At 65.8% G+C, this 23,531-nt stretch carries 20 protein-coding genes; 10 read left to right on the top strand and 10 right to left on the bottom strand.

Translation table 11 applies throughout. The annotated features are described in order from the left end of the window. Positions 1–7 precede the first annotated feature (7 nt). Complete coding sequence (gene ccoN, locus DVT68_RS16570; RefSeq protein WP_114826217.1) at positions 8–1,474, bottom strand: cytochrome-c oxidase, cbb3-type subunit I; 1,467 nt, start codon at positions 1,472–1,474, stop codon at positions 8–10. Between the two features lie 246 nt (positions 1,475–1,720). On the opposite strand from ccoN, the gene fdxA reads away from it, so the two are divergent. Further along, entirely contained in the window at positions 1,721–2,044 is a 324-nt protein-coding gene (fdxA, locus tag DVT68_RS16565) for a ferredoxin FdxA (protein WP_114826216.1), read from the top strand. Between the two features lie 34 nt (positions 2,045–2,078). On the opposite strand, the gene DVT68_RS16560 is transcribed toward fdxA, so the two are convergent. The 5 genes from DVT68_RS16560 to DVT68_RS16540 all read right to left on the bottom strand — a co-directional run bounded on the left by DVT68_RS16560 (position 2,079) and on the right by DVT68_RS16540 (position 8,801). Further along, positions 2,079–4,010, bottom strand: coding sequence for an FTR1 family protein (locus tag DVT68_RS16560; protein ID WP_233523525.1), 1,932 nt, complete (start codon positions 4,008–4,010; stop codon positions 2,079–2,081). A gap of 73 nt (positions 4,011–4,083) precedes the next feature. After that, the gene (locus tag DVT68_RS16555) at positions 4,084–4,503 is read right to left on the bottom strand and encodes a group III truncated hemoglobin (protein WP_114826215.1); all 420 of its coding nucleotides are present in this window, start codon (positions 4,501–4,503) and stop codon (positions 4,084–4,086) included. Between the two features lie 31 nt (positions 4,504–4,534). Further along, the gene (locus DVT68_RS16550; protein WP_114826214.1) at positions 4,535–5,767 is read right to left on the bottom strand and encodes an NnrS family protein; all 1,233 of its coding nucleotides are present in this window, start codon (positions 5,765–5,767) and stop codon (positions 4,535–4,537) included. A gap of 306 nt (positions 5,768–6,073) precedes the next feature. Further along, positions 6,074–6,823, bottom strand: a complete 750-nt coding sequence (locus DVT68_RS16545; protein WP_114826213.1) for an SDR family oxidoreductase — start codon at positions 6,821–6,823, stop codon at positions 6,074–6,076. A 202-nt stretch (positions 6,824–7,025) separates the two neighbouring features. Further along, entirely contained in the window at positions 7,026–8,801 is a 1,776-nt protein-coding gene (locus DVT68_RS16540; protein ID WP_114826212.1) for an amidohydrolase, read from the bottom strand. A gap of 313 nt (positions 8,802–9,114) precedes the next feature. On the opposite strand from DVT68_RS16540, the gene DVT68_RS16535 reads away from it, so the two are divergent. From DVT68_RS16535 to DVT68_RS16520, 4 genes are all read left to right on the top strand, one after another. Continuing rightward, positions 9,115–10,332 (top strand): OprO/OprP family phosphate-selective porin, encoded by a 1,218-nt coding sequence (locus DVT68_RS16535; protein WP_114826211.1) that lies wholly within the window; start codon positions 9,115–9,117, stop codon positions 10,330–10,332. 120 nt (positions 10,333–10,452) lie between these two features. Continuing rightward, complete coding sequence (locus tag DVT68_RS16530) at positions 10,453–10,842, top strand: DUF2946 family protein (protein WP_325050443.1); 390 nt, start codon at positions 10,453–10,455, stop codon at positions 10,840–10,842. Between the two features lie 174 nt (positions 10,843–11,016). Then, positions 11,017–12,150, top strand: coding sequence for a transporter (locus tag DVT68_RS16525; protein WP_233523524.1), 1,134 nt, complete (start codon positions 11,017–11,019; stop codon positions 12,148–12,150). Positions 12,151–12,206: 56 nt separating this feature from the next. Next, positions 12,207–12,749: a TlpA disulfide reductase family protein gene (locus DVT68_RS16520; protein ID WP_114826209.1), complete on the top strand. Its 543-nt coding sequence runs from the start codon at positions 12,207–12,209 to the stop codon at positions 12,747–12,749. 18 nt (positions 12,750–12,767) lie between these two features. On the opposite strand, the gene DVT68_RS16515 is transcribed toward DVT68_RS16520, so the two are convergent. From DVT68_RS16515 to DVT68_RS16500, 4 genes are all read right to left on the bottom strand, one after another. Further along, complete coding sequence (locus DVT68_RS16515; protein ID WP_114826208.1) at positions 12,768–14,201, bottom strand: amidohydrolase family protein; 1,434 nt, start codon at positions 14,199–14,201, stop codon at positions 12,768–12,770. Between the two features lie 55 nt (positions 14,202–14,256). Beyond that, positions 14,257–15,549, bottom strand: coding sequence for an acetyl-CoA C-acyltransferase (locus DVT68_RS16510; protein WP_114826207.1), 1,293 nt, complete (start codon positions 15,547–15,549; stop codon positions 14,257–14,259). Positions 15,550–15,571: 22 nt separating this feature from the next. Beyond that, positions 15,572–16,060 (bottom strand): peptide-methionine (R)-S-oxide reductase MsrB, encoded by a 489-nt coding sequence (gene msrB / locus DVT68_RS16505; protein ID WP_425477522.1) that lies wholly within the window; start codon positions 16,058–16,060, stop codon positions 15,572–15,574. 96 nt (positions 16,061–16,156) lie between these two features. Further along, a complete protein-coding gene (locus DVT68_RS16500; protein ID WP_114826205.1) occupies positions 16,157–16,525 on the bottom strand; it encodes a TraR/DksA family transcriptional regulator in 369 nt (122 codons plus the stop codon). A gap of 567 nt (positions 16,526–17,092) precedes the next feature. Between DVT68_RS16500 and fusA the strand changes: the two genes are divergently transcribed. From fusA to DVT68_RS16475, 5 genes are all read left to right on the top strand, one after another. Next, complete coding sequence (gene fusA / locus DVT68_RS16495; protein WP_114826204.1) at positions 17,093–19,222, top strand: elongation factor G; 2,130 nt, start codon at positions 17,093–17,095, stop codon at positions 19,220–19,222. Between the two features lie 570 nt (positions 19,223–19,792). Beyond that, positions 19,793–20,614 (top strand): alpha/beta fold hydrolase, encoded by an 822-nt coding sequence (locus tag DVT68_RS16490; protein ID WP_114826203.1) that lies wholly within the window; start codon positions 19,793–19,795, stop codon positions 20,612–20,614. 68 nt (positions 20,615–20,682) lie between these two features. Continuing rightward, complete coding sequence (locus DVT68_RS16485) at positions 20,683–21,336, top strand: hydrolase (RefSeq protein WP_114826202.1); 654 nt, start codon at positions 20,683–20,685, stop codon at positions 21,334–21,336. A 39-nt stretch (positions 21,337–21,375) separates the two neighbouring features. Then, positions 21,376–21,654: a DUF1427 family protein gene (locus DVT68_RS16480; RefSeq protein ID WP_114826201.1), complete on the top strand. Its 279-nt coding sequence runs from the start codon at positions 21,376–21,378 to the stop codon at positions 21,652–21,654. Beyond that, positions 21,651–23,519 (top strand): amidohydrolase, encoded by a 1,869-nt coding sequence (locus DVT68_RS16475; RefSeq protein WP_114826200.1) that lies wholly within the window; start codon positions 21,651–21,653, stop codon positions 23,517–23,519. The genes DVT68_RS16480 and DVT68_RS16475 overlap by 4 nt, the downstream gene beginning before the upstream one ends. Positions 23,520–23,531: the final 12 nt, after the last annotated feature.

Below are 23,531 nucleotides of genomic sequence, written 5' to 3'. Positions count from 1 at the left end.
GCGCTCCTCAACCGGCCGCCGGGATCGGAGCGGGCACCTGGTGCGGCTCCGGTTCGGGGATCGGCACCGGGATCGGCTTGATGATCCGGGCGCGCGCGTCGGCCGCGGTGTGCCACAGGTTCCACGCCATCACCACCATGCCGCTGAGCACGAACATGCCACCAAGCCAGCGGATCAGGTACATCGGCTTGATCGCGATCAGGCTGTCCAGGAAGGAGTAGGTCAGCGAGCCGTCCGCATTGGTGGCGCGCCACATCAGGCCTTCGGTGACGCCGGCGGTCCACATCGAGCCCAGGTACATCAGCAGGCCGGTGATGTGCAGCCAGAAATGCAGTTCCATGGCCTTGTTCGAATGCATGGCCGGCTTGCCCAGTGCGCGTGGCGCCATGGCGTACAGCGAACCGATGGTGATCATCGCCACCCAGCCGATCGCGCCGGAGTGCACGTGGGCAATGGTCCAGTCGGTGTAGTGCGACAGCGAATTGACCGTCTTGATCGCCATCATCGAGCCTTCGAAGGTGGCGGCGGCATAGAACACCAGCGCGAGCACCATGAACTTGGCGGCCGGGTCGGTCCTGAGCTTGTGCCAGGAGCCATTGAAGGTCAGCAGGCCGTTGGCGGCCGAGCCCCAGCTGGGCATCAGCAGGATCAGCGAGAACGCCATGCCCACCGACTGCACCCAGTCAGGCAGCGCGGTGTACATCAGGTGGTGCGAGCCCGCCCACATGTACACCGAGATCAGCGCCCAGAAATTGACGATGGAGAAGCGGTAGCTCCACAACGGCTGCTGGGCCTGGCGCGGCACGAAGTAATACATCATGCCGAGGAAGCCGGCGGTGAGGAAGAACGCCACCGCGTTGTGGCCGTACCACCATTGCACCATCGCATCGACCACGCCCGAATAGACCGGGTACGACTTGGTCAGGCTGATTGGCAGCGCGATGTTGTTGACGATGTGCAGCAGGCCGACGGCGATGATGAACGCGCCGTAGTACCAGTTCGCCACGTAGATGTGCCGGATGCGGCGTCGGGCCAGGGTGGCGAAGAACACCACGCCGAACGACACCCACACCACGGCGATCAGGATGTCGACGAACCATTCCGGCTCGGCGTATTCCTTGCTCTGGGTGATGCCCAGCGGCATGGTCGTCATCGCCAGCACGCACACCAGCTGCCAGCCCCAGAAGGTCATCTCCGCCAGCTTCGACAGCGCCAGTCGGGTGTGGCCGGTGCGTTGCACCACGTAGTAGCAGGTGCCCATCAGCGCCGAGCCGCCGAAGGCGAAGATCACCCCGAAGGTATGGTCGGGGCGCAGGCGGCTGAAGGTGAGCCAGGGAATGTTGAAGTTGAAGACTGGCCACATCAGCTCGGCGGCGATATAGACGCCAACCGACATTCCGATGATGCCCCACACTGCGGCGGCCAGAAGAAAGAGGCGAACGACTTTGTCGTCGTAGTACTCAGTGTTAGGCATAACGAACCACCCTGTTCAATTGAAGGATGTTGCCTTGCGCGAACGTCGCACTTCGATGACGCAGATCAATTTTTCCAGGCAGCCGCGCTCGCAAGTCGCGTGGCTCATTGCCGCAGTCCGAAAATCCCTCCGGATAATGATGCGCGCTTCCCCGGCCAGCTTCCACTGTCGCGGGCGACTGATTTGAGTCAGTGACCGTGGCTGATCCCGTGGGCAACCTCCGCGGTCGACCCAAGCGGAGGCGGTATGACCCACGTCGTCACGGAAAATTGCATCAACTGCAAGCACACTGACTGCGTGGAAGTGTGCCCGGTGGACTGCTTCCACGAGGGGCCCAATTTTCTGGTGATCGATCCGGACGAATGCATCGACTGCACGCTGTGCGTCGAGGAGTGTCCGGTGGACGCGATTTACGCCGAGGATGACGTTCCGGCGGAACAATCGCTTTTTGTTGCGATCAATGCCGAGCTGGCGCGCCAGTGGCCGGTGATCGCCACGAAGATCCCGGCCTTGCCCGATGCCGAAAAGTGGGACGGCCAGCCGGGCAAGCGGAACCTGCTGGTGCGTTAAGGCAATACCTGTTCAGTATTGCCTTGAGGACTGCTCAAGCGCTCCGGGCCCGCCAGCGATTGACGGTGAAGCCGATGGCGAGCATCGCGGCGACCGCCAACTGCGCCAGCAGTGACTGCCAGGTCGGATAGATGCCAAGCCATTCCACCGACGGCACCGGCGCGATGCTTACAGCCGTCCATCCCGCCTCCTGCAGCGCCGCCACGCCCTTGCCGGTGAGCACGACGGCAAGCACCGCGATCAGCGCCGAACTGGCGGAGAAGAACACACCCAGCGGAAGGCGCCGACTGGTTCGCAGCAGCACCCAGGCGATCAGGCCCAGCACCAGCGCGCCGGTGGCGATGCCAGCCAGCAGCCATGCGCCCTGGCCCTCACTCCATAGCGCCGCGTAGAACAGGATGGTCTCGAATACCTCGCGGTAGACCGAGATGAAGGTCAATGCGAACACGAACCACGCCGAGCGACGGTCCAGCGCGGTGGCCATCTTCGCCTTGAGATAGGCCTGCCACCGGCCACCGATGCTCTTCTGGTGCATCCACAGCCCGACGCCGAGCAATACGGCGGCGGCGAACAGCGATGACAGCCCCTCGGTGAGCTCGCGGCTGGCGCCGCTGATGGTGATGGCGTAGCTGGCGAGCGCCCAGGTGATGGCGCCGGCAAGCAGGGCCAGTAGCCAGCCGGCGTGCACGTAGCGGACGGCATCGTGGCGCTCGGCCTTGCGCAGGAACGCGAGCAGCGCCACCACCACAAGCAACGCCTCGAGGCCCTCGCGCACAAGGATGGTGAGAGCGCCGAGAAACACCGTGAGCGGGCTGTTGGCCGTCTCGGTCAGGAGATGGTCGGCTTGCACGAGCAGGCCATCGATTGCAGCGGCGTGCGCGGCCACCTCTTCGGCGGTCGCCCGATCGGAAAGCAGGGTGCGGTAGGCGCCCATGCCGGTTTCGATCTGCGCACGCAACGCGACATTGCGTGCATTGAGCCGGGCTTCCATCGGCTCGACGCCATCAAGGTAGGCCGAAAGGGCGTATTGGCGTGCATCCTCCGCATCACCGTGGCGATAGCTCGCCACGCTTGCCGCCAGGCGCGCCCGCGCCAGCGCGATGCCTGACAGGGCTTGGTGCACGGCAGTGGGGTGGGCGCGCAGGTAGCCGATGATGAGCCTCGCCTGATCGGCGCCCAGCGTGGTCGCGAACTGGTTCACGCGTGCGCGGGACAATTCATTGAGCGAGGTGATGTCGCTGCGCGCAGCGTCGCTGCCTTGCCAGGCCCGTTCACCTTGCTCGGCAGCCTGCGGATACGCCAGCGTGCCCACGTAATAGGCCAACGCCCAGCGATCGTCGCTGGAGAGTGAGGACGCGAAGCCCGCCATCGGCGTACCGGCCACGCCCTGTGTGATCACTTCGTAGAGAGAAAGCGCACTGCGCTGGTCGGCGCGTGTCGGGTCGGTGAAGTCGATGGGGCGTGGCGATAGCGTGCGGCCGATCGGGCCGTCGCCATGGCCGCCGGCGCCGTGGCACGCGGCGCATTGGGACTGGTAAAGCTCGGCGCCGCGCGCCAGATCAGGCGCGCGGGACGGCGCCGTGGGAACCGGATAGGCCTGCAACAAGCCGTCGGCCAGGGCGTGCGCCTGCTGGGCCACCCGTTCCGACGAGGACTTGGCGTCGATGGAGGCGACCAGTGCATCAGCATCGCGCAGCAATGTCGGAGTGGTCGACGAAGGCGGCAAGCTGCGAATGTGCTCGCGCGCCTGGCCCGCGAACTCGCGCATTTCGTTGTATTCCGATGCGCTGGTAATGGCGCCGTCGTGCACGGCGCCGGCATAGTCCGTGGCCAGGTAGTCGAGCATCTGCCACGTCTGCGCGACGGTGGCGGCCGTATCGCCAGTCGCTGGCGACTGGGCTCGCGCGGGAACCACGGCCAACCCGAGGGCGAGCAGGCAGGCATACCACACGCCAATAAGAGTCATTCGCATTTGTGCAGTTTACGCCTGTGCTTGCGCGTTGACGAGAGATCGGCGTCGACGTTTTGTCGCGGCCGGATCAGCGCACGATGTGCAGCGGTCCGAGCGCCCGCGAGGGATGCTCCAGCGACAAGCGGCCCATATCGAGGCCCATGCTCAGGCCCTGGGCCACGCGTTCAGCGGTGGCGATGAACAGGTCGGCCGGGCCCGGCTCGAACACTTCACGCGCCGTTTCGCGCCACAGGGCCAGCCAGCGATGAAACAGCGCCTGCGGAAACGGCGGCAGGGCGCGATGGGTTCCCATCGGGTTGCCCTGGTAGCGTCCCGAGCGCAGCACCACCGAGGACCAGAAGTCGCGCAGGATCACCTTGTGCGCCGGCCAATCGTGGATCGCCTGGTTGAATACCGGGCCGAGTTCGTCGTCAGCACGCACCTTGTCGTAGAAGCGATCGACCAGCGTGGCGATGCCCACTTCGGTGGCCTGGTGGAAGAGCGCCATGGGCGATAACTCCGAAGATGAATGAGCGGGCTCAGCCGGGTTTGCCATCGCGGCGCGGGGTCAGGTAAATCCAGGCCGCGCGAACCACCCAGGGCGCCAGGGCCAGCAGCCACAGAGCGGCGGCCAGCACGTACAGCGGCCACGGCCGCTCAGCCGCGTCGGCGAGGACGCGCACCATAGCAGCCAGCTGCATGCCGACAAAAGCGAGCCAGGGAATTGGCCCCATGGTGAGCGGGCGCCCCGAATGACCGTGGGTGACGCGCGTCACCATGGCCACCAGCATCGAGGCCAGGAAACCGATGGTGAGCGCGTGCAACGGCGCGCGCGCCCAGCCACTGGCGCCGTGCACAAACAGCGTCAGGCTGTCGGCGGCAAACAGCGCAAAGGACAACGGCAGCCAGGCCAGCGCGATGTACAGCACGGCGAGCAGGCCGGGCTTGCGCGCCTTCCAGGGTTGCCAAGCGATCCATTGCCAGCCGAGCAGGGCCGCCAAGGGCAGGTCAGCCAGCCAGCGCCAGCGCGCGGCGCCAGCAAGATCGAACGCCAGGTGGGCAAGCACGAGCACCCATACGCCGGCCAGCGAACCCAGCGGGCGGACGACGCGGTAACCCGGCACCACGTTGTTGCTGAAGAACGGCACCATGCGGTGAGCGACAGTGAAGTACACCGGCACGAGCAGGCCAAAGGTGCCGATGCTGATGGCGGCCTGCATCAGGTTGGGTGAACCACCGCAGGCATAGCCCAGCGCCAGCGCCAGGCCCAGCGCCCCGAACGCCAGCGCGGCAAACGCGGACACCGCCCAGCGATCGCGGCCACCGTTCGCGCGCAGTCGGGCGCCGAGCGAGGTCATCGCGACCAGCCAACCAGACAGCATGGCCAGCAGTCCGGCCGGCAGCAACATCGGCACGCCGCTTTGTGCAGCCAGCACCAGAATGCCGCCGCCCAGCACCAGCGCGAATACGGTGGCGTAAACGCGTCGCGGCACGTCGGGAAGACTCATCCAGCGCGGGAACACCGTCAGCAGAAAGCCGAACACAAACGGCGCCAGCGTGGCGTACTGCATCAGGAAGCCATGGGCCCACATCGAGGGCATGGCCTGGCGGGGAAACGGCAGCCCCTGCCAGGCGGCCACCAGGGCCCAGGTCCACCAGATCATGTTGGCCAGCAGCGCAAGGGCGCCGATCAGGAACATGCCGCGATGGGGGGCCGCCAGCAGCGTGGAGAGCGGCGGGATCGCACGGGACGAGGTGTTGACAGTCGACATGGGGGAAGGGGCTGCGGCGGGAGCGGGCCGAAGTCTGGCAATGGGGTTGGCGGTCTTGCGCTGATCTGAGTCAGATTCTGCCAGAGAGTCCGCCGCCATGCGGCCTGGCGGGCCGGAACGTGGCCACCAGGCCATGCTCATTCGGTAGTACGGGCCGTTGCCGCATTCGATATGGCCGTGCAACAGCACCATCCAAAATTGCTCGTTCGGGTTCGCTGGACGCGAGCGCATCGGCACGCCGTCGAAGGTCGCGTCAGTGGTTTGCCACGTGAGGGCCCGGTCGTCGAAGCGACCGGGCCGGCGGGTTCACAGCTGGCTCATGCCGCCGTCAGCGATGATTTCCGTGCCGACGATGAAGGCCGACTCCGGCGCGGACAGGTGCAACACCGTGGAGGCGATCTCGGCGGGCTTGCCGAAACGGCCCAGTGGCACCTGCGCCTGGATCTGCGCCGCGGTGGCGTCCAGCGCAGCCTTGTCCAGGCCAAGCTTGCCGTAGAGCGGCGTTTCGACCGGGCCGGGGCTCACCACGTTCACGCGTACGCCGCGCGGCAGCAATTCGGCCGACAGGGTCTTGGCGAGCGAGATCACCGCCGCCTTGCTGGCCGCATACACGGACGAGGACGGCATGCCCAGGTGCGCGTTGATCGACCCGTTGATCACCACCGAGGCGCCCGCGTTGAGCAGCGGCGCCAGCGCCTGGATCTGGAAATAGGGGCCTTTCACGTTGGTATTGAACGTGAGGTCCCACAGGGCTTCGTCCACATCCGCCAGTGGCGCGAATTTGGCGATGCCGGCGTTGATGAATATGCCGTCCAGCGTGACGCCCTGGCGCGTCAGTTCTCCGGCGAGTTCTTTGGCTGCCGTGGCCGAGGCGGCGTCATTGCGCAAGGCAATGGCATCGTGGCCCAGGGTGGCCCTGGCTTGCGCGAGCTGAGCCTCGTCACGGCCGGTGATGACGAGGCGTGCGCCCTCGGCCGCGTAGGCCTGTGCGGTGGCGAGACCGATGCCGCTGGCTCCGCCGGTGACAAGGATGGTTTTGTTGGCGAAACGATTCATGGCGTTCTCCCATGTCGGGGGTGGTTGACGATGGAGAGATGGTGCGCCGGCGGCGGGCGTGGGCCGTACCATCGGGCCGACGAACATGTTCGAATTCGTCGAACATGTTGTGAAGTGGCCGACCGGGGCAGTCCTGAAGACGCCTGCCTTTGACCCGAGCCAAGGCTCGCTGCTGTCGACGACAGGCCTCATCAACGGCGCGCTAACCGCGCCGGGGAGTAGAGGGTTGGCGAACGTGGCCGCCGCGAGGCATCTGTGCGCCCGCGGTATTCCGGGGCGCGCGCCAGCAGGTAATCCCGTGGTTCACGGGTGACCATTCGGGCATCGCGGGCAACGGGGCGGGATCGTGCATCTGGAACGGCCCGTCGGCGTAGACGATGCGGCCATCCACCACGGTAAGGTCAGAGACGATCTGCCGGATATCTTCGTCCGCAACGTCGAAGTAGTCGTCTGACAGCACCGCGAAATCGGCCAGTTGGCCAACATCGAGCTGACCCTTGATGCCTTCCTCGCCGGTGAACCAGCTGTTGGCGTGGGTATACATGGCCAATGCGGACGCGCGGTCGAGACAGCGCTCCCTTGGATAGAGCGACAAGCCGCCAAGCGTCGTGCCGGTGGTCAGCCAATGGAGCCCGATCCACGGGTCGTAGCTCCCCAGTCGCGCGGCATCGCTGCCGACGCCGGCGTGAACGCCCAGTTCCAGCATGCGACGGAAGGGCGGCGCGTGCGCCGTTGCCTCGGCGCCATAGCGCTCGGCGAAGTACTCGCCCTGGTAAGCCATGCGCGGCTGCACTGTTATGCCGCCGCCCAGGCGCGCGATCCGTTCGAGGTTGTGCTCGGATACTGTTTCGGCATGGTCGAAGAACCAGTGCAGCTCGTGCAACGGAATCTCGCGATCGACGCGCTCGAACACATCGAGCGCATGGCTGATGGTCTCGTCATAGGTGGCGTGCATGCGCCACGGCCAACGGTTGGCCGCGAGATGGCGGATAACCGGCTCCAGCTCCACTTCCATGCTGGGCGGCGTCGCCGGGCGCGGTTGACGGAAATTGCTGAAGTCCACCGCCGCATGCACCAGCAGCTCTCCTGCGCCATTGAGCCTGTAGAACGCATCGCCCTGGCCGGGATGCAGGGTCGAGGTCAGGTGGGTGTAATCGCCCAGCTCCGCATGGGGAGTGCTGGCGCCAAGGTGATACGCCACGCGCACGCTCAAGAGGTGATGCAGTTGCAACTCCTCGATGACGCGATGATCGTCCGGATAGCGCTGGCGCGCGGCGCCCGCGTCAATCACGCTGGTGACGCCAAGCCGGTTGAGTTCACGCATGAAGTGGCGCATGGCGTTGAGCTGGTATTCGTACGGCGCGGAGGGCGCGTGCGACAGGGCGTCGTCCAGTAGCGACAGGTTCGGCGCAGCAAGCAACAGGCCCGTGGGCGAACCGGATGCATCCCACTCCATGTGCGCGCCGGGCGGATCAGGGGTGTCCCGCGTGTAGCCGCAAGCGAGCAAGGCGGCGCCGTTGAGCAGGGCGCGATCACCGAGATGGATGATCAGCACCGGTGTCGAAGGGGCAACCTGATTCAACTCGTCCAGCGTGGGCAGGCGACGCTCGGCGAACTGGTGTTCGCAGAAGCCGCCGACCACGCGCACCCATTGCGTCGCCGGTGTGCGCGCCACCTGTTCGGCCAGCAGGCGCATGGCCTCGGCGAGCGTCGGCACGCCATCCCAGCGCAGGTCCAGGTTGTAGCTCGGCCCGTAGCGCATGAGGTGGATGTGCGCATCGATCAATCCCGGAATCACGCGCCGCCTGCCGGCATCGATCATCAATGTCGCCGGTCCGGCCAGTGAGCGGATCTGCCCGTTCGTTCCCACGGCGGCGATATGGTCGCCATGGACGGCCAGCGCCTGGACTTCCGGGCGCTGCGCTACGCCGGTGTGGATCCTGGCGTTGTGGACGATGAGCGTCGGATGCCTGTTCATGGTCGTCGCCTGCCGTCATGCCGGCTCCCCGCCGGCAGGTCCGGAACTAGGTGTAAGCGGTGTTACGTGGACTTTGCGTGACTGCGAAGGTGGGTATTCGAAAAGTGTCAAGCGCATGCAACAGGTTGTTCAGGATGCCCGTCGTCTAGCTTGCGAGCGAATGAGATGAGATGGACGGCCAAACGCATGGCCGACGGAAATTCGGGTCATGTGCATATGCACAATGATCATTTCAGGGCCATCCGGTGCTTGGACAGCATGTGGTTACACGACAGGAGTTGAAAACATGGCTCGAATACGTAGACGGTCTGCAATGGCAATCCTGCGACGCCAGTCGCTGGTCATCGGCCTGGCCCTGTCACTGGCCGCGCCCGCCTGTTGTTTTGCAGACGACTACGATTTCTACAGCAACTGGCCGACGCATGTGGTGGCCTCGGACGGCACCGACTTTGGCCTGGCGGTGCTCTACCAGTACGACGTCAACAATTTCTCGCACGACGAGGGACGCTTCGAAGACGCCAGCACCGCCCGGCGCAAGTATCTCGGCCTGTTCCTGCGCAAGCCCGGCGTCTATGACGCCATCGTGCAATACGACTTCCAGGCCAGGCTGTGGGCAGACGCTTTTGTGCGCGTGCGCAGCAGCGGCGTGCTTGGCCAGGACCTCGGCAACTTCCGCCTGGGCTACTCGAAGACGCCGGTCGGCTTCGAAGGCGTGACCAGTAGTTCCGCGACCACCTTCATCGAGACTGCGCTGCCGACTCAGGCCGTGTGGGAGGGTCGCCGCGCGGGCCTGGACTGGGCGTGGATCAGGCCGCACTTCGTGCTGAACATCGGCGACTACTTCTGGCGCAAGGATTTCGATGGCAACAACCCGGGGCACACCTGGGCCGGGCGCGCCGCCTGGGTGCCGCTGAACGAGCAGGGCAAGGTGCTGCATCTGGGCCTGTCCGCGTCGCGCGAAGAGCTCGATTGGGCCAATGAGGGCAGCGTGCCGCCGACCGCACGCCTGCGTGCACGTCCCGAGGATGGCCTGTCGCCGGTGAGGCTGGTCGATTCGGGCAACCTGCCGTACAGCAAGAGTGTCGATCGCCAGGGCTTTGAGGCGTTGTGGATCGAAGGGCCGTGGTCGCTGCAGGGCGAATACCTGCAGGCGCAGGTGGATCGCAGCCTTGGCAAGCGCGATTACAAGGTGAACGGCTACTACCTGTTCACCACCTGGACGCTCACCGGCGAGTCGCGCTACTACAGCGATGGCAATGTGGCGGACCGCCGCTACAACGCGCGCAACCTGCAGGTGATCCGTTCGACCAGCCCCTGGGGCGCGGTGGAACTGGCCGTGCGCTACAGCGAGCTGGATCTCAACGACGGCTCCATCACCGGAGGCAAGGAGCACGACTGGACCGCGGGCGCCAACTGGTACCTGGGTGAACACCTGAAATTCCAGGCCAACTACGTCTGGGCCTTCAGCGATCGCGGCAAGCTGCAAGTGAACCCGCACATTTTCGAGCTGCGCGCGCAGGTCTATTTCTAAGTCGGAGCCGCCCGCGAGGCGGCTCGTCCTGCGCCGCAAGGTATTGCGGCGTAGCACATTGTCGCGCAACGGATAGGCAGGTCGTTCCGTGATAAATTTGCGACCTGAGTACGCGCAGGCGTGGTGGGGTCCGTGGCATTTCGGCGAAGGCAGTTTCGTCCCTGGGTGGCATGGCTGGCGTTGCTGGCCATGGCGCTCATCGTGGCGATGCCGGCGATCTCGCGCGTCATGCCGGTGGCCGATGCGCTTCCCCATAGTGCGCATCACCACGCTCACCATGGCATGGCCGAGGGCCATGCCCCGGCATTGCCCGATCACTCCGGGCACGGCATCGACCACTGCGGCTATTGCGTGCTTTTCGAGCTGCAATCGGTGCTGGCGTCGGGTCATGTGCTGTTTCTCGTGCCGGCCGCGCCGGTCGGCAGCCCGGAGCCCTGGATACCGACGGTCGAACACGACGTCCCGTCGCTGCTGGGCGCGCAACCTCGCGGCCCACCCCTGATCGGCTGACCCGCGCAGGCCGTCCGGCGTTCTGTCGGCTGCCCTGACTTTCCAGCCATCCTCCTTCGGAGTTTCCACGCGCGGCCGCGGTAGTCGTCGCGCGCGGATGCGCGCCGGGGTGGTCACCCATCGATGCGCCCGGCGTCGAGCCGTGGCAGTTGCCATATCCAGAGTTTTCATTTCATGCGTATCCCGACATTTGCACGGACAGCAATGGCCGGACCGGCGCGCGCACGCGGCGCGCGCCCACCGATGTCATGGGCCGGTGGCCCTTCGTTGTTGGCGCTCGCGACCTTTGTGGTCCTTGGCGCTGCGCCCGAGCTGGCGCAGGCCTGCGCCACCTGTGGTTGCACGCTCAGCACTGACGCCGCCACCGGTTACTCTGCGGAGTCCGGTTGGAGGGTGAACCTCGATTACACCTATATCGACCAGAGCCAGCTGCGCCACGGCAGCAGCAAGGCTTCGCCCGAGCAGGTGGTGAACCAGCCTTCGGATCCTTCCATCGGTGGTGGCGAGATCGAGAAGGACACCATCAACCGCTACGTCAACGCGACGGCCACCTACCGTTTCAACGCCGACTGGGGCGTGACTTTCGCCCTGCCGTACGTGCTGCGCGATCACTCGACCTACGGCACGCAACTGCAGCCCTTCACCCCGGCGGCCATCGCGCCGGACCAGATCAGCGAGGCCCACGTCGCCGGCATCGGCGATGCCCGGATTCTGGGCAGTTACCAGGGCTTCCTGCCGATGCACAACCTGGGCGTCGTGTTCGGCATCAAGCTGCCTACGGGGCACTACGGTGGGCAGGCGGACGACGGCGCCTTCGTCGGGCAACCCACCACCTTCAAGAACGGGCCGTCGCAGGGCCAGTCGCTGGATACCAGCCTGCAGGCCGGTACCGGCAGCACCGACCTGATTGTCGGCGCGTATTACTACCAGCCGGTGAGCCAGGATTTCGACGCGTTCGTCAACGGACAGTTCCAGGCCGCGGTGAGCCAGAAGCTTGACCAGCCGGGCACGGACTATCGACCTGGCAACCAGGCCTCGCTGAGCGTCGGCTTGCGCTACGAGGCGCACGCGAGCTGGGTGCCGCAGTTGCAGCTCAACTGGCTGCACAAGAGTGCGGACCAGGGCGCGCTGGCCGATCGCGCGGACACCGCGGGTGAGGTGGTCTACCTCAGTCCCGGCATCAGCGCGAGCCTGACGCCGCGCCTGCAGATGTATGCCTTCGTGCAGTTGCCGGTGTACAGCCACCTGCAGGGCTATCAGCTGTTTCCCAAGTGGACCGGCACGGTCGGCCTGAGCATGAAGCTATGACGACTTCCGTGCTCATCAGGGCGGAATCGAAGCCATCTCCGGGCAGTGCCGCGCGGATGCATGCGGCCATCACTTCGCCAGCCCGGCGCATCGTGGCGTGCCTGTGGCGACTGTGCCTGCTGGCTTGTCTGGTCGCGCCCCTGAACGCGGCTTACGCGAATGACCTCGTGGTAGGAGCGCCGGCGCCGCCGATCGCCCTGCACACACTCGACGGCAAGACCATCGACTTGCAGGCGTTGCGCGGCAAAGTGGTGATCGTCACGTTCTGGGCGACATGGTGCGAGCCATGCCGCGAAGAACTGCCCCTGCTGTCGCGCTATGCACGGGAGCACGCGGACCAGGGGCTGGTGGTGCTCGGTTTCAGCCTCGACGCGCCCGAGGACCTCGACAAGGTGCGGGCCGTGGCCGGCAAGCTTGAATTTCCGGTCGGACTGCTCGGCGATCCGCACGTACCGGGCTACGGGCGGATCTGGCGGCTGCCGGTCAGCTTCACCATCGACCGCAGCGGACGCCTGGTCGAGGACGGCTGGAAGGAGCGGCCGCCCGAATGGACGGCCAAACGCCTGGAACGCGTGGTGACACCGCTGCTGGAGCGCTGATGGATTCCGTCGGCGTGCTCAGTGCAGGCCGACGGTGTCGTGCGTGGCGTCGAAGATCTTCTGCGTGTCGTAGCCGACGCCGTTCTTGAACACCAGTGGCATATGCTCGATGGCGCTGGTGTCCTTGGTGGGGTCACCGTCGATCAACGCGATATCGGCACGCTTGCCTATGGCCAGCGTGCCCACTTCCTGATCTCGCCCGAGATAACGGGCGCCATTGGCGGTCGCCACCTTCACTGCCTGCTCGAAGGGAAAGCCTGCCTCGACCAGCAGCTCGATTTCGCGCTTGGAGGCGAATCCCGGCACCACGCCGCCGTAGCCCGTGGGGTCGGTGCCGGCCAGCAGCAGGCCGCCCGCGTCGGAGAATTGCTTCTCGAGCCTGGCGAGTTTGAGGTAGGTGTCCACCGACGCGCCGAGCTTGCCGCTCTGCGCCTTGGCCCAGCCGGCTTCGTACTGCGCGCGCACTTCGGGCAGCATCAGGTCGAGCGCGCCCTGCGGCGCCTTGGGCCGGCCGGGAAGGAAGGTTTCGAACACGGTCAGCGTGGAGGTGAGCGCCACATGGTGGTCGATCATCAGTCGGATCAGTGACTTCATCTCGGGCGAGGCCGGGTCCAGCGCGCCCAGCGACTGCGTGACATCGGCGCGCGCGGGGCACTGGTCAGGCTGCTTGTCCTTGACGAAGTCGGTGCTGACGAAGAAGCCGTGTTCGAGATTGTCGATGCCTGCCTCGACCGCTTCGCGATAGGTGACCGAGCACAGGTGCGCCGTCAGCTTGAAGCCGCGGCGGTGCGCTGTCTCGATCGCGCGCTGCAGTTCGGCGCGGGTGATCTGCATGTAGGCCTTGTAGGAGGTGACGCCTTCGTCGGCCCAGTAGTTGACCGTGCGCTCGGCGTCATCGGGGCCGCTGAGCACATGCACAGCGGGGATCGGCAGGCCGGGGCCGTTGAGGTAGGGCCCCGTCACGTCCATGTCCGGGCCGATGACCTTGCCCGCGGTAATCGTATCGCGCACGTTGAGGTCGGCATACGGCATCATCGAGCCTGCCGTGCGCAGCGTAGTGGTGCCGCCGGCCAGGTACAGCCGCGGGAAGCTGTAACTCATCTCGTTGTACTCGACGCCGCCGGCCGGATAGAACATGTGCTCGTGCACCATCACGAAACCCGGCAACAGGGTCTTGCCGTGCGCGTCGATCACGGTGGCGCCATCCGGCACCTTGATGCGGCTGGATTTGCCCAGCGCCGTGATGCGCCCGTGGTCCACCAGCAGGGTCTGGTCGCGGGCCGGCTTGCGGCCCGTGCCGTCCACCACGGTGGCATGGGTGAAGGCGATCACCGGCTGGGCATAAGCCACGAAATCCTTGTCGCCGGCCGGCTTGGTGTCCGCCGCCGTGGCCGCGCCCGCGGGCAGCAGGCCAGCCAGGATGAGTGCCAGAAACGTATGCCGCAGCGCCATGGATGTCCCCTTCGTTCAAGTGGGGAGCATCCTAGCAGCGCCTGCTATGGCGTCGTCAGCCGGCTTCCAGCAGCGCAACCGAGCCCTGGCCGCCGTCGGCGCAGATACTGACGATGGCGCGCGTGCCGGGAGGATGCGCGGCCAGTTCCTTCACCGTCTGGCTGAGGATGCGCGCGCCGGTGGCGCCGAAGGGGTGGCCCAGGGCGACGCTGCCACCATGGGGATTGAGCCGGTCGCGTGGGAAAGCGCCCAGTTCGCGGTCGACGCCTGCCTTGTGAGCGAGGAAGCCGCGATCCTGCAGCGCCGCGATGTGGGCCAGCACCTGGGCGGCGAAGGCTTCATGAATCTCCCACAGGCCGATGTCGTCATAGGCAAGCCCGTGACGCGCCAACAGCCGCGGAATGGCGAACGCCGGCGCCATCAGCAGGCCCTCGATGCGGAAGTCCACGGCAGCGATCTCCCAATCCACCAGCTTGACCCTCGGCACGTGGCTGGGCAGCCGTTCCAGGCCCTTCTGGGTCGCGACCCACAGGCTGGCCGCGCCGTCGGTGAGCGGAGAGGAGTTGCCGGCAGTCAGCGTGCCCATGCCGCTGGTGCGATCGAAGCTGGGTGGCAGCTTGGCCAGTTTCTCCAGCGAGGTATCCGCGCGCGGGATGCTGTCGCGGCGGAAATCGCCCATGGAAATCACCAGGTCGTCGAAGAAGCCCTGATCCCAGGCCGCGACGGCGTGTCGATGGCTGTCGTAGGCGATCTGGTTCTGTTCCTGGCGACCGAGGCGCCATTCCTTGGCGGTGATCTCGGTGTGTTCGCCCATGCTCAGGCCGGTGGTGCGGTTGACGATGCCCGGAATGTACAGGCTGACGTCACCCAGCTTGAGCGACAGCGCGTGCGAGACCTTCTCGCCGACCGAGCGCGCCTTCTGGAAGCGCCGGATCCAGTCGGACAGTCGCTGGTTGAGGCCGAGCTGGATGCGGCTGAGGCTGTCCACGCCGCCAACCAGGGCCAGTTGCATGCTGTCGTCGTCGAGCATGCCGGCCGCCTCGATCATGCCGATCATGCTGGTCGAGCACGCCATCACGGTGGAGAAGGCCGGGATGGTGGCGGGCGCGCCGGCATCCATCAGCACTTCGCGCGCGATGTTGCTGAAGGTGAGGTTGGGCACCACGGTCCCCCACACGGCGACATCCGGCCGCCTCCCGTCGGGTAGGCTGCCGAGCATGTGCCGCACCACCGGTACAGACAGCGCGATGGCGTCATAGCTGGCCAGCGCCGTGTCCACCTTGGCGAACGGCGTGCGCACGCCGGCGGCGAGCCATACCGGATGGCGGTAACGCGAGTGCAGGGTCATGTCGGGTTTCCTGGTGGACGGTTCAGGCGGTGGCGTACTGCCACACATGGCCTTCTGGCGCGCCGCGACCCAGCCTGTCGGGGAGGGGGTCTGTGGCGGCGGTGAAGTCGAGGGAGACCGAGTTGATGCAGTAGCGCATGTGCGTGGGCGGCGGGCCGTCATCGAACACGTGGCCCTGATGGCTGCCGCAGCGGGCACAGCGGATCTCCGTGCGCACCATGCCGTAGCTGGCGTCGCGCACATAGTTCAGGTGGGTTTCGTCGAAGGGCGTGGTGAAACTGGGCCAGCCGGTGCGGCTGTCGAACTTGGAGCCTGCCAGGAACAACGGCAGTCCGCACAGGCGGCAGCAGTACACGCCGGCGCGCTTTTCGGTCAGCAGCACGCCGCAGAAGGGCGACTCGGTGCCGTGGTCGAGCAGCACCTCCCGCTCCTGTGCGCTGAGCGAGGCGGCCAGGGCGTCGAACTGCAGCGGCGAGGGCGGGGAAAGATCGAAGGCGGCTGGGGTGCTCACGAAGGGTCCTCCTCGGCTATCCATCTCGACATGCCCGATGCACGTCACGGGTGACGCCGCCATGGTCGAGGCGATCGGTCGGGATTCAAGGGGGAGTCAACGGCCGCGTTCGCGGGCGCGCTCTTCGTCCAGCGTAAGGATGGCCTCCGGCGTCACCTCCAGCCGGGCCTTGGGGATGGGCTGGCCGCTGAGGTCGGAGTAGCCATAGGTGCCATCGGCGATCTTCTGGAGCGCGCGTTCGATGTCGTGCACACGGCGGTCGTCCACGTCGTGCTGGGCTTGCAGCACCTCTTCCTGGGCGCTGTCCTGCGCGGTGTCCTCAAACTCCGCCGCTTCGTCGCCGTGCTGTTCCTCGAACGCGCGGCGTTCTTCGTCGTCGCCGAGGAAATGACGACGCAACCCCTCCAGGCGTTGGCGCTGCTGCTCGATGAACTCCCGGCTCAGTTCGGCGTGCTGCTCGGACATGGCGTTTCCCCGTCATTGACGACACCCGCGACCAGCCTCTACCAATGGCACAGCCGCCGTTGCCGGCCGGTGAAGGGCGCCATTCGGAGTCGTGCCGGGGACGGCTTTCCTGCATCGGCGCCGGGGTAGGGGATATGAGTTCCGCCGGCCGGCGACAAGGCGGCTGCCGGTGGACGTGGACTCCGTCAAAGCCAGGCAACGATAGCTTCGAATGAGGCTGGGCGTCGTTGCTGTCGACGGTCTGGTTCACCCTGCCGCGACAGGTGTTGAAGGCGCCCTCTGCGCACTTACTGAGACTGCCACGCAAACATCGACATGGACGTCCAAACGAACTGGATGAAAAGGCGGTTCCGGCCAGGCTCGTGTCGGCATGATCGAGCCTTGATCAGGGCGGTCTGTGCATCCGTTTGACGTGAGTCGACAGCGTTCGGCACGCCCGGGCGCGTTGACGGGGCATTGATGCAGGCTAGGATGACCCAATCTGTAGAGGATTGCCGGGCAACGATGATGGCGGCTTATGGCCGCCACACCCTTCCGGTCGGGACAGACACTTCAGGGCAGGGCCACATGGCAAGGCAGAAGGCGCTAAAGCTGTACCGCAACATCGGCATCATTGCTCACATCGATGCGGGCAAGACCACTACGACCGAGCGCATCCTCTATTACACCGGTCGGAAGCATCAGATCGTGGACGTGCACGACACCAAGGAAGGCAAGGGGTCGACCACCACCGACTACCTCGAGCAGGAGCGCAAGCGCGGCATCACCATCCAGTCCGCGGCGGTGTCCACGGAATGGAAGGGTCATCAGATCAACCTGATCGACACCCCAGGCCACGTGGATTTCACCATCGAGGTGAACCGCAGCCTGCGCGTGCTTGATGGCGCCGTGGTGGTGTTCGATGGCGTCGCCGGTGTGGAGCCCCAAACCGAGACCAACTGGCGCCTGGCCGACCAGTACAACGTGCCGCGGCTTTGCTACGTCAACAAGATGGACCGCATCGGCGCCAATTTCGCCCATTGCGTGCTGGGCATCCGCGAGCGCCTTGGCGCCAATGCGCTGCTGTGCCAAATACCCCTTGGCAGCCATGACGAGTTCGTCGGGATGGCCGATCTGGTCGCCGGCGTGGGCTACCTGTGGAAGGGCCACGACAAGGACAGCCCCTGGGAGACCGTGCCGCTGGATGAGATCGCCAGTCGCGTGACGGTCACCAGCGCAGCCGACCAGGACTGGCTGGCCAGGTTGCCCGCGCTGCGCCAGGAAACCCTGGAGCATGCGCTGGCGATGGACGACGCGGCGTTCGAGAAGCTGGTCGAGTCGGGCGAATTCGAGATGGACACGCTCAAGCGCTGCATACGCGAGGGTTGCGTGTCCGGCAAGCTGACGCCGGTGTTCTGCGGCTCCTCTTACCGCAACAAGGGCGTGCAGCAACTGCTCGACGCTGTGATCGACTACCTGCCTTATCCGGGCGAAAACGGTGGCATCGCGCTGGTCGACGAGGACGGCCACGTGATCGGCGACCAGGGCGTGGTCGACGAGGCGCCGGCGCGCGCGCTGGCCTTCAAGGTGATCAACGACCCGTTCGGTACGCTCACCTTCTGCCGCATCTACTCGGGCGTGATCCGCAAGGGTGACAGCCTGCTCAACGTCACTCGTGGCAAGAAGGAGCGCGTTGGACGCATCGTGGAAGTGCAGGCCGACGACACCCGCGAAATCGACGAAGTGCGTGCCGGTGACATCTGCGCGTTCGTCTCCATGAAGGCGACCGAGACCGGCGATTCGCTGACGGACCCGGCGCATCCCGCGTTGCTCGAGCGCATGCGTTTTCCCGATCCGGTCATCAGCGTGTCGGTGGAACCCAAGCACCGCAACGACGTCGACAAGCTGTCCACCGCGCTCTACAAGATGGTCAAGGCCGATCCGTCGTTGCGGCTGGAAGTGGACAAGGAAACCGGCGAGACCGTGCTCAAGGGCATGGGCGAGCTGCACCTGGAAGTCACCGTCGACCGCATGCGCACCGAGCTTGGCGTCGAGGCCATCATGGGCAAGCCGCGTGTGAGCTTCCGCGAGGCCTTCGGGCAGCCGGTGGAACACACCTATACACACAAGAAGCAGTCCGGCGGCTCAGGCCAGTTCGCCGAGGTGACCATCGTGTTCGAACCGCAGGCCGCTGGCTCGGGCGTGGTGTTTTCCGACGAAGTCGTCGGTGGGCGCGTGCCGCGTGAGTACATTCCCGCGGTGGAGCACGCCGTGACGGTGGAAGCGCGCGAGGGCCAGATTGCCGGTTACGAAGTGGTGGATTTCAAGGCGCGGCTGATCGACGGCAAGTTCCACGACGTGGACTCGTCTGCGCTGGCCTTCGAAATCGCCACGCGCCAGTGCTTCCGCGAAGCACAACGCCTCAGTCGGCCAAAGCTGCTGGAGCCGGTGATGCGATTGGAAGTGGTGACTGAGCCGGATTACCTGGGTGACGTGATCGGCGACATCAACCGCCGCCGTGGCACGGTGAGCGACCAGGGCCAGCGCGGCGCCCAGGCGTTCGTGCAGGGCCATGTGCCGCTGGCGGAAATGTTTGGCTATATCAACTTCCTGCGTTCGGCCACGCGTGGGCGCGGCACCTTCACGATGGAATTCGACCACTACGAGGAAGTGCCGGCGAACCTGGTGGACAAGTTGATGGAGAAGGAAGCGAAGTAGGAACCTCGTGGCGGCGCGGACTCATGCCGAGTCCCGCCGCGCGCGCCGGCAGGTGGCACGACAGGGTGCACGCAGCTTCAACGCTGCGAATAAATACCGGCAAGGGATTGATGGTTTCGGGAGTGGCAAGCGAGTTGGCTTCGCTCGCTGTCACGTTCCTGACATACCTGGATCGGACCGGCATTGGGCCACTCGGATGTCCGCCTGAAGGGTGGGTCGTATCCGTCGCGGTAGGTCCAAGAGATCCTGCCTCTGTCACACGCATGGAGCGCACGCGGCGCGGTTTCCCCTTTGGCCGGTTCACGCAGCAACGACCCCTGCACAGGTATGGTCGGCGGCTTATGCCGGGGAGGGTTGCGCTCCCGATCCGCGATGAGCGGTCGCGCTCGCGAGGAGGGACAGCGTGTCGAGGAAACACCCCACCCATGACACGACCTGGGCCGCCGCACCTTTCCAGCCGGCAGGGTGGCGGGCGCTGTGGCCCTCGCGCCGCCCATCATCGGTCACGCATTGCTTTTGAAGACGCCTGGTGCATCCGCGCCAGGTGATTACCTACATGGAGCTCCCTGCATGCCGACGATCACCACCAAAGATGGTACCGAGATCTATTACAAGGACTGGGGCAAGGGCCAACCCGTCGTGTTCTCGCACGGCTGGCCACTGAGCGCCGACGCCTGGGACGCGCAAATGTTGTTCCTCAGTTCGCAGGGCTACCGGACCATCGCGCACGACCGGCGCGGGCATGGTCGCTCCTCCCAGCCCTGGGACGGCAACGACATGGATACCTATGCCGATGACCTGGCGACGCTGATCGACAAACTGGACCTGAAGAACATCGTGCTGGTGGGGCACTCAACCGGTGGTGGCGAGGCGGCCCACTACATCGGCCGCCACGGCAACGCCCGTGTGGCCAAGGTCGTGCTGATCGGCGCGGTGCCGCCCATCATGGTGAAGAGCGCCAGCAACCCCGGTGGCACGCCCATCGAGGTGTTCGACGACATCCGCGCCAAGACCCTGGCCGACCGCTCGCAGTTCTTCAAAGACCTTTCCGCTCCGTTCTTCGGCGCCAATCGCCCGAACAGCAAGGCCACCGAGGGCATGCGCGACTCGTTCTGGCGGCAGGGCATGGTGGGTGGGCTGAAGGGTTTGTACGAGTGCATCAAGCAGTTTTCCGAGGTCGACTACACGCCTGACCTGAAGAAGATCGAGGTCCCCACGCTGGTGATCCATGGCGACGACGACCAGATCGTGCCGATCGACGACGCCGGCCGGCTCTCGGCCAAGATCGTCAAGCACGCGACACTGAAGGTCTATCCGGGCGCTCCGCACGGGCTCACCGCCACCCATCAGGAGGAGGTCAACAAGGACCTGCTGGAATTCATCCGTTCCTGATTCACCCTGCGGGCCGGCCGTCTGCCACGCGGCCGGCCCGCTCATGACGCGCTGTACGGGAGACTCCCATGGCCATCACTGCAACCCCCACCCCCGGGAAAAAACTGCTCACGCCGAAGGACCACGCGCTCATCCTGATCGACTTCCAGTCGCAGATGGCCTTCGCCACGCATTCGATCGACGCGATCAACCTGCGCAACAACGCGGCGCTGGTGTCCCACGCCGCCGCCAGCTTCAAGGTGCCAACCATCCTCACCACGGTCGCGGAGAAGAGTTTTTCCGGGCCAATGTTCAGCGAGATCACTGAACCGTTCCCCGGGCAGGCGCTGCTCGATCGCACTTCCATGAACACCTGGGAGGATGCGGCGGTGATCAAGCGGGTCAACGAGATCGGCAAGGACCGCCTGGTATTCGCCGGGCTATGGACGTCCGTATGCATCGTCGGGCCCACGCTCTCGGCGCTGGACCAGGGCTACGAGGTGTACGTGATCGCCGATGCCTGCGGCGATGTTTCGGCCGAGGCGCACAATCGCGCGATGGATCGCATGGTGCAGGCCGGCGTACGGCCGATGACCTCGCTGCAATACCTGCTGGAACTGCAGCGCGACTGGGCACGCGCTGAGAGTTACGACAGCACCACCGGCATCGCCAAGCGCTTCGGTGGGTCCTACGGCCTCGGCGTCATCTACGCCAAGACCATGTTTGGCGCCCACGAGGGCTGAGCGGCAAGGCGCCGGCCCCGCCGGCGCGGAGAAGCACCCATGAAAACCTATCTGGTCTCGCTGGCCGCCGGCTTGCTGGTCGGTATCATCTATGGGCTGATGAAGGTGCGATCGCCGGCGCCGCCGATGGTGGCGCTGGTCGGGCTGCTCGGCATCCTGCTGGGCGAACAGCTGCCGCCGCTGGTCCGGCAGCTGTGGCATCACGAGGGCAGTGCGGTCGGCTGGGTGGACGACCAGGTCAAGCCGCACATCTTCGGCGAACTGCCGTGTGGCCCCGACATCAAGTCGCCGCCGCAGGACGAGGAGGCGAAGTCATGAGCACGGCCGAGCTGATCCTGCGCAACGGTCGCTTCACCACCCTGGATCGCGCGTTGCCCGAAGCGCAGGCGGTCGCCATCGCCGATGGCAAGTACATCGCCGTGGGCGATGCGGCGAGCGTGATGGCGCTGGCCGGCCCGCAGACGCGAGTGGTGGACCTGCAGGGGCGGGGCGTGCTGCCCGGCCTGATCGACAACCATCTGCACATCATCCGTGGCGGGCTCAACTACAACCTGGAGCTGCGCTGGGATGGCGTGCGTTCTTTGGCCGACGCCATGGCCATGCTCAAGCAACAGGTGTCGATCACGCCGGCGCCGCAATGGGTGCGCGTGGTGGGCGGCTTCACCGAACACCAGTTCGCCGAAAAGCGCCTGCCGACGATCGAGGAACTCAACACCGTCGCGCCCGACACGCCGGTGTTTCTGCTGCATCTGTATGACCGAGCCATCCTCAATGGCGCTGCGTTGCGCGCGGTTGGTTACACCAAGGACACGCCCGACCCGCCGGGTGGCGAAATCGTGCGCGATGGCCAGGGCAATCCGGTGGGTCTGCTGCTGGCCAAACCGAACGCGGGCATCCTGTACGCCACGCTGGCCAAGGGGCCAAAGCTGCCGTTCGAATACCAGCTCAATTCCACGCGGCATTTCATGCGCGAGCTGAACCGGCTGGGTGTTACCGGCGCGATCGACGCCGGCGGCGGCTTCCAGAATTACCCCGAGGACTATGCGGTCATCGAGAAGCTGGCTGGCGACAACCAGCTCACCATCCGCCTCGCCTACAACCTGTTCACGCAGAAGCCCAAGCAAGAGAAGGACGATTTCCTGAACTGGACGCGCACGTCGAAATACAAGCAGGGCGACGACTATTTCCGCCACAACGGCGCCGGCGAAATGCTGGTGTTCTCCGCCGCGGACTTCGAGGACTTCCGCCAGCCGCGCCCTGACATGCCCGGGTCGATGGAAGGCGACCTGGAAGAGGTGGTGCGCATCCTGGCCGAGAACCGCTGGCCGTGGCGCATGCATGCGACCTACGACGAAACCATCAGTCGCGCGCTGGACGTGTTCGAGAAGGTCAATCGCGACGTTCCACTGGAGGGGCTGCACTGGTTCTTCGACCACGCCGAGACCATTTCCGAGCGCTCGATCGACCGCATCGCCGCGCTGGGTGGCGGGGTCGCGGTGCAGCATCGCATGGCCTACCAGGGCGAGTATTTCGTCGAGCGTTACGGGGCCGCTGCGGCCCAGGCCACGCCGCCGGTGGCGCGCATCCTCGAGAAGGGGGTGAAGACCTCGGCGGGCACCGACGCCACCCGCGTGGCCTCGTACAACCCGTGGGTGTCACTGGCCTGGCTGGTCACCGGCAAGACCGTGGGTGGTCTTGGCATCTACCCGCGGCGCAACTGCCTGGATCGGGAGACGGCGTTGCGCATGTGGACCGAGTACGTCACCTGGTTCTCCAGCGAGGAAGGGAAGAAAGGGCGCATCGCCGTCGGCCAGCTCGCCGACCTGATCGTGCCCGATCGCGACTTCTTCGCCTGCGCAGAGGACGACATCGCCGACACTACCTCACTGCTGACGATGGTCGGCGGGCGGGTGGTCTATGGCGCGGGTGACTTCGGCCCACTCAACGAAGTGGACGTGCCGGCGGCCATGCCGGACTGGTCGCCGGTGCGCCGTTACGGCGGCTTTGCGGCATGGGGGCAGCAGCGCGTCCCCGCGCATCAGGCGTCGCTGGCGGCGTGCGGTTGCGGCCACGGTTGCGGGGTGCACGGACACCAGCACGCCACGGCCTGGTCGAGTGAGCTTCCGATCGCGGACCTGAAGTCGTTCTGGGGCGCGCTCGGCTGCTCGTGCTGGGCGGTGTGAGGGCAGGCCGGT

Origin of the sequence: Dyella solisilvae (genome assembly GCF_003351225.1) — a bacterium.
GTDB lineage: Bacteria > Pseudomonadota > Gammaproteobacteria > Xanthomonadales > Rhodanobacteraceae > Dyella > Dyella solisilvae.
The sequence above is the reverse complement of the archived record's forward strand: the minus strand, read 5'-3'. Positions and strand labels throughout refer to the sequence as shown.

What these genes read in the sequence shown, in the direction of transcription:
- DVT68_RS16525 (WP_233523524.1), top strand. Translation starts at nt 11,017, where the DNA reads ATGCGTATCCCGACATTTGCACGGACAGCAATGGCCGGACCGGCGCGC.
- DVT68_RS16515 (WP_114826208.1), bottom strand. Translation starts at nt 14,201, where the DNA reads ATGGCGCTGCGGCATACGTTTCTGGCACTCATCCTGGCTGGCCTGCTG.
- DVT68_RS16475 (WP_114826200.1), top strand. Translation starts at nt 21,651, where the DNA reads ATGAGCACGGCCGAGCTGATCCTGCGCAACGGTCGCTTCACCACCCTG.
- ccoN (WP_114826217.1), bottom strand. Translation starts at nt 1,474, where the DNA reads ATGCCTAACACTGAGTACTACGACGACAAAGTCGTTCGCCTCTTTCTT.
- DVT68_RS16535 (WP_114826211.1), top strand. Translation starts at nt 9,115, where the DNA reads ATGGCAATCCTGCGACGCCAGTCGCTGGTCATCGGCCTGGCCCTGTCA.
- DVT68_RS16550 (WP_114826214.1), bottom strand. Translation starts at nt 5,767, where the DNA reads ATGTCGACTGTCAACACCTCGTCCCGTGCGATCCCGCCGCTCTCCACG.
- DVT68_RS16500 (WP_114826205.1), bottom strand. Translation starts at nt 16,525, where the DNA reads ATGTCCGAGCAGCACGCCGAACTGAGCCGGGAGTTCATCGAGCAGCAG.
- DVT68_RS16560 (WP_233523525.1), bottom strand. Translation starts at nt 4,010, where the DNA reads ATGACTCTTATTGGCGTGTGGTATGCCTGCCTGCTCGCCCTCGGGTTG.
- DVT68_RS16545 (WP_114826213.1), bottom strand. Translation starts at nt 6,823, where the DNA reads ATGAATCGTTTCGCCAACAAAACCATCCTTGTCACCGGCGGAGCCAGC.
- DVT68_RS16555 (WP_114826215.1), bottom strand. Translation starts at nt 4,503, where the DNA reads ATGGCGCTCTTCCACCAGGCCACCGAAGTGGGCATCGCCACGCTGGTC.
- DVT68_RS16480 (WP_114826201.1), top strand. Translation starts at nt 21,376, where the DNA reads ATGAAAACCTATCTGGTCTCGCTGGCCGCCGGCTTGCTGGTCGGTATC.
- DVT68_RS16540 (WP_114826212.1), bottom strand. Translation starts at nt 8,801, where the DNA reads ATGAACAGGCATCCGACGCTCATCGTCCACAACGCCAGGATCCACACC.
- DVT68_RS16520 (WP_114826209.1), top strand. Translation starts at nt 12,207, where the DNA reads ATGCATGCGGCCATCACTTCGCCAGCCCGGCGCATCGTGGCGTGCCTG.
- DVT68_RS16510 (WP_114826207.1), bottom strand. Translation starts at nt 15,549, where the DNA reads ATGACCCTGCACTCGCGTTACCGCCATCCGGTATGGCTCGCCGCCGGC.
- fdxA (WP_114826216.1), top strand. Translation starts at nt 1,721, where the DNA reads ATGACCCACGTCGTCACGGAAAATTGCATCAACTGCAAGCACACTGAC.
- DVT68_RS16490 (WP_114826203.1), top strand. Translation starts at nt 19,793, where the DNA reads ATGCCGACGATCACCACCAAAGATGGTACCGAGATCTATTACAAGGAC.
- fusA (WP_114826204.1), top strand. Translation starts at nt 17,093, where the DNA reads ATGGCAAGGCAGAAGGCGCTAAAGCTGTACCGCAACATCGGCATCATT.
- DVT68_RS16485 (WP_114826202.1), top strand. Translation starts at nt 20,683, where the DNA reads ATGGCCATCACTGCAACCCCCACCCCCGGGAAAAAACTGCTCACGCCG.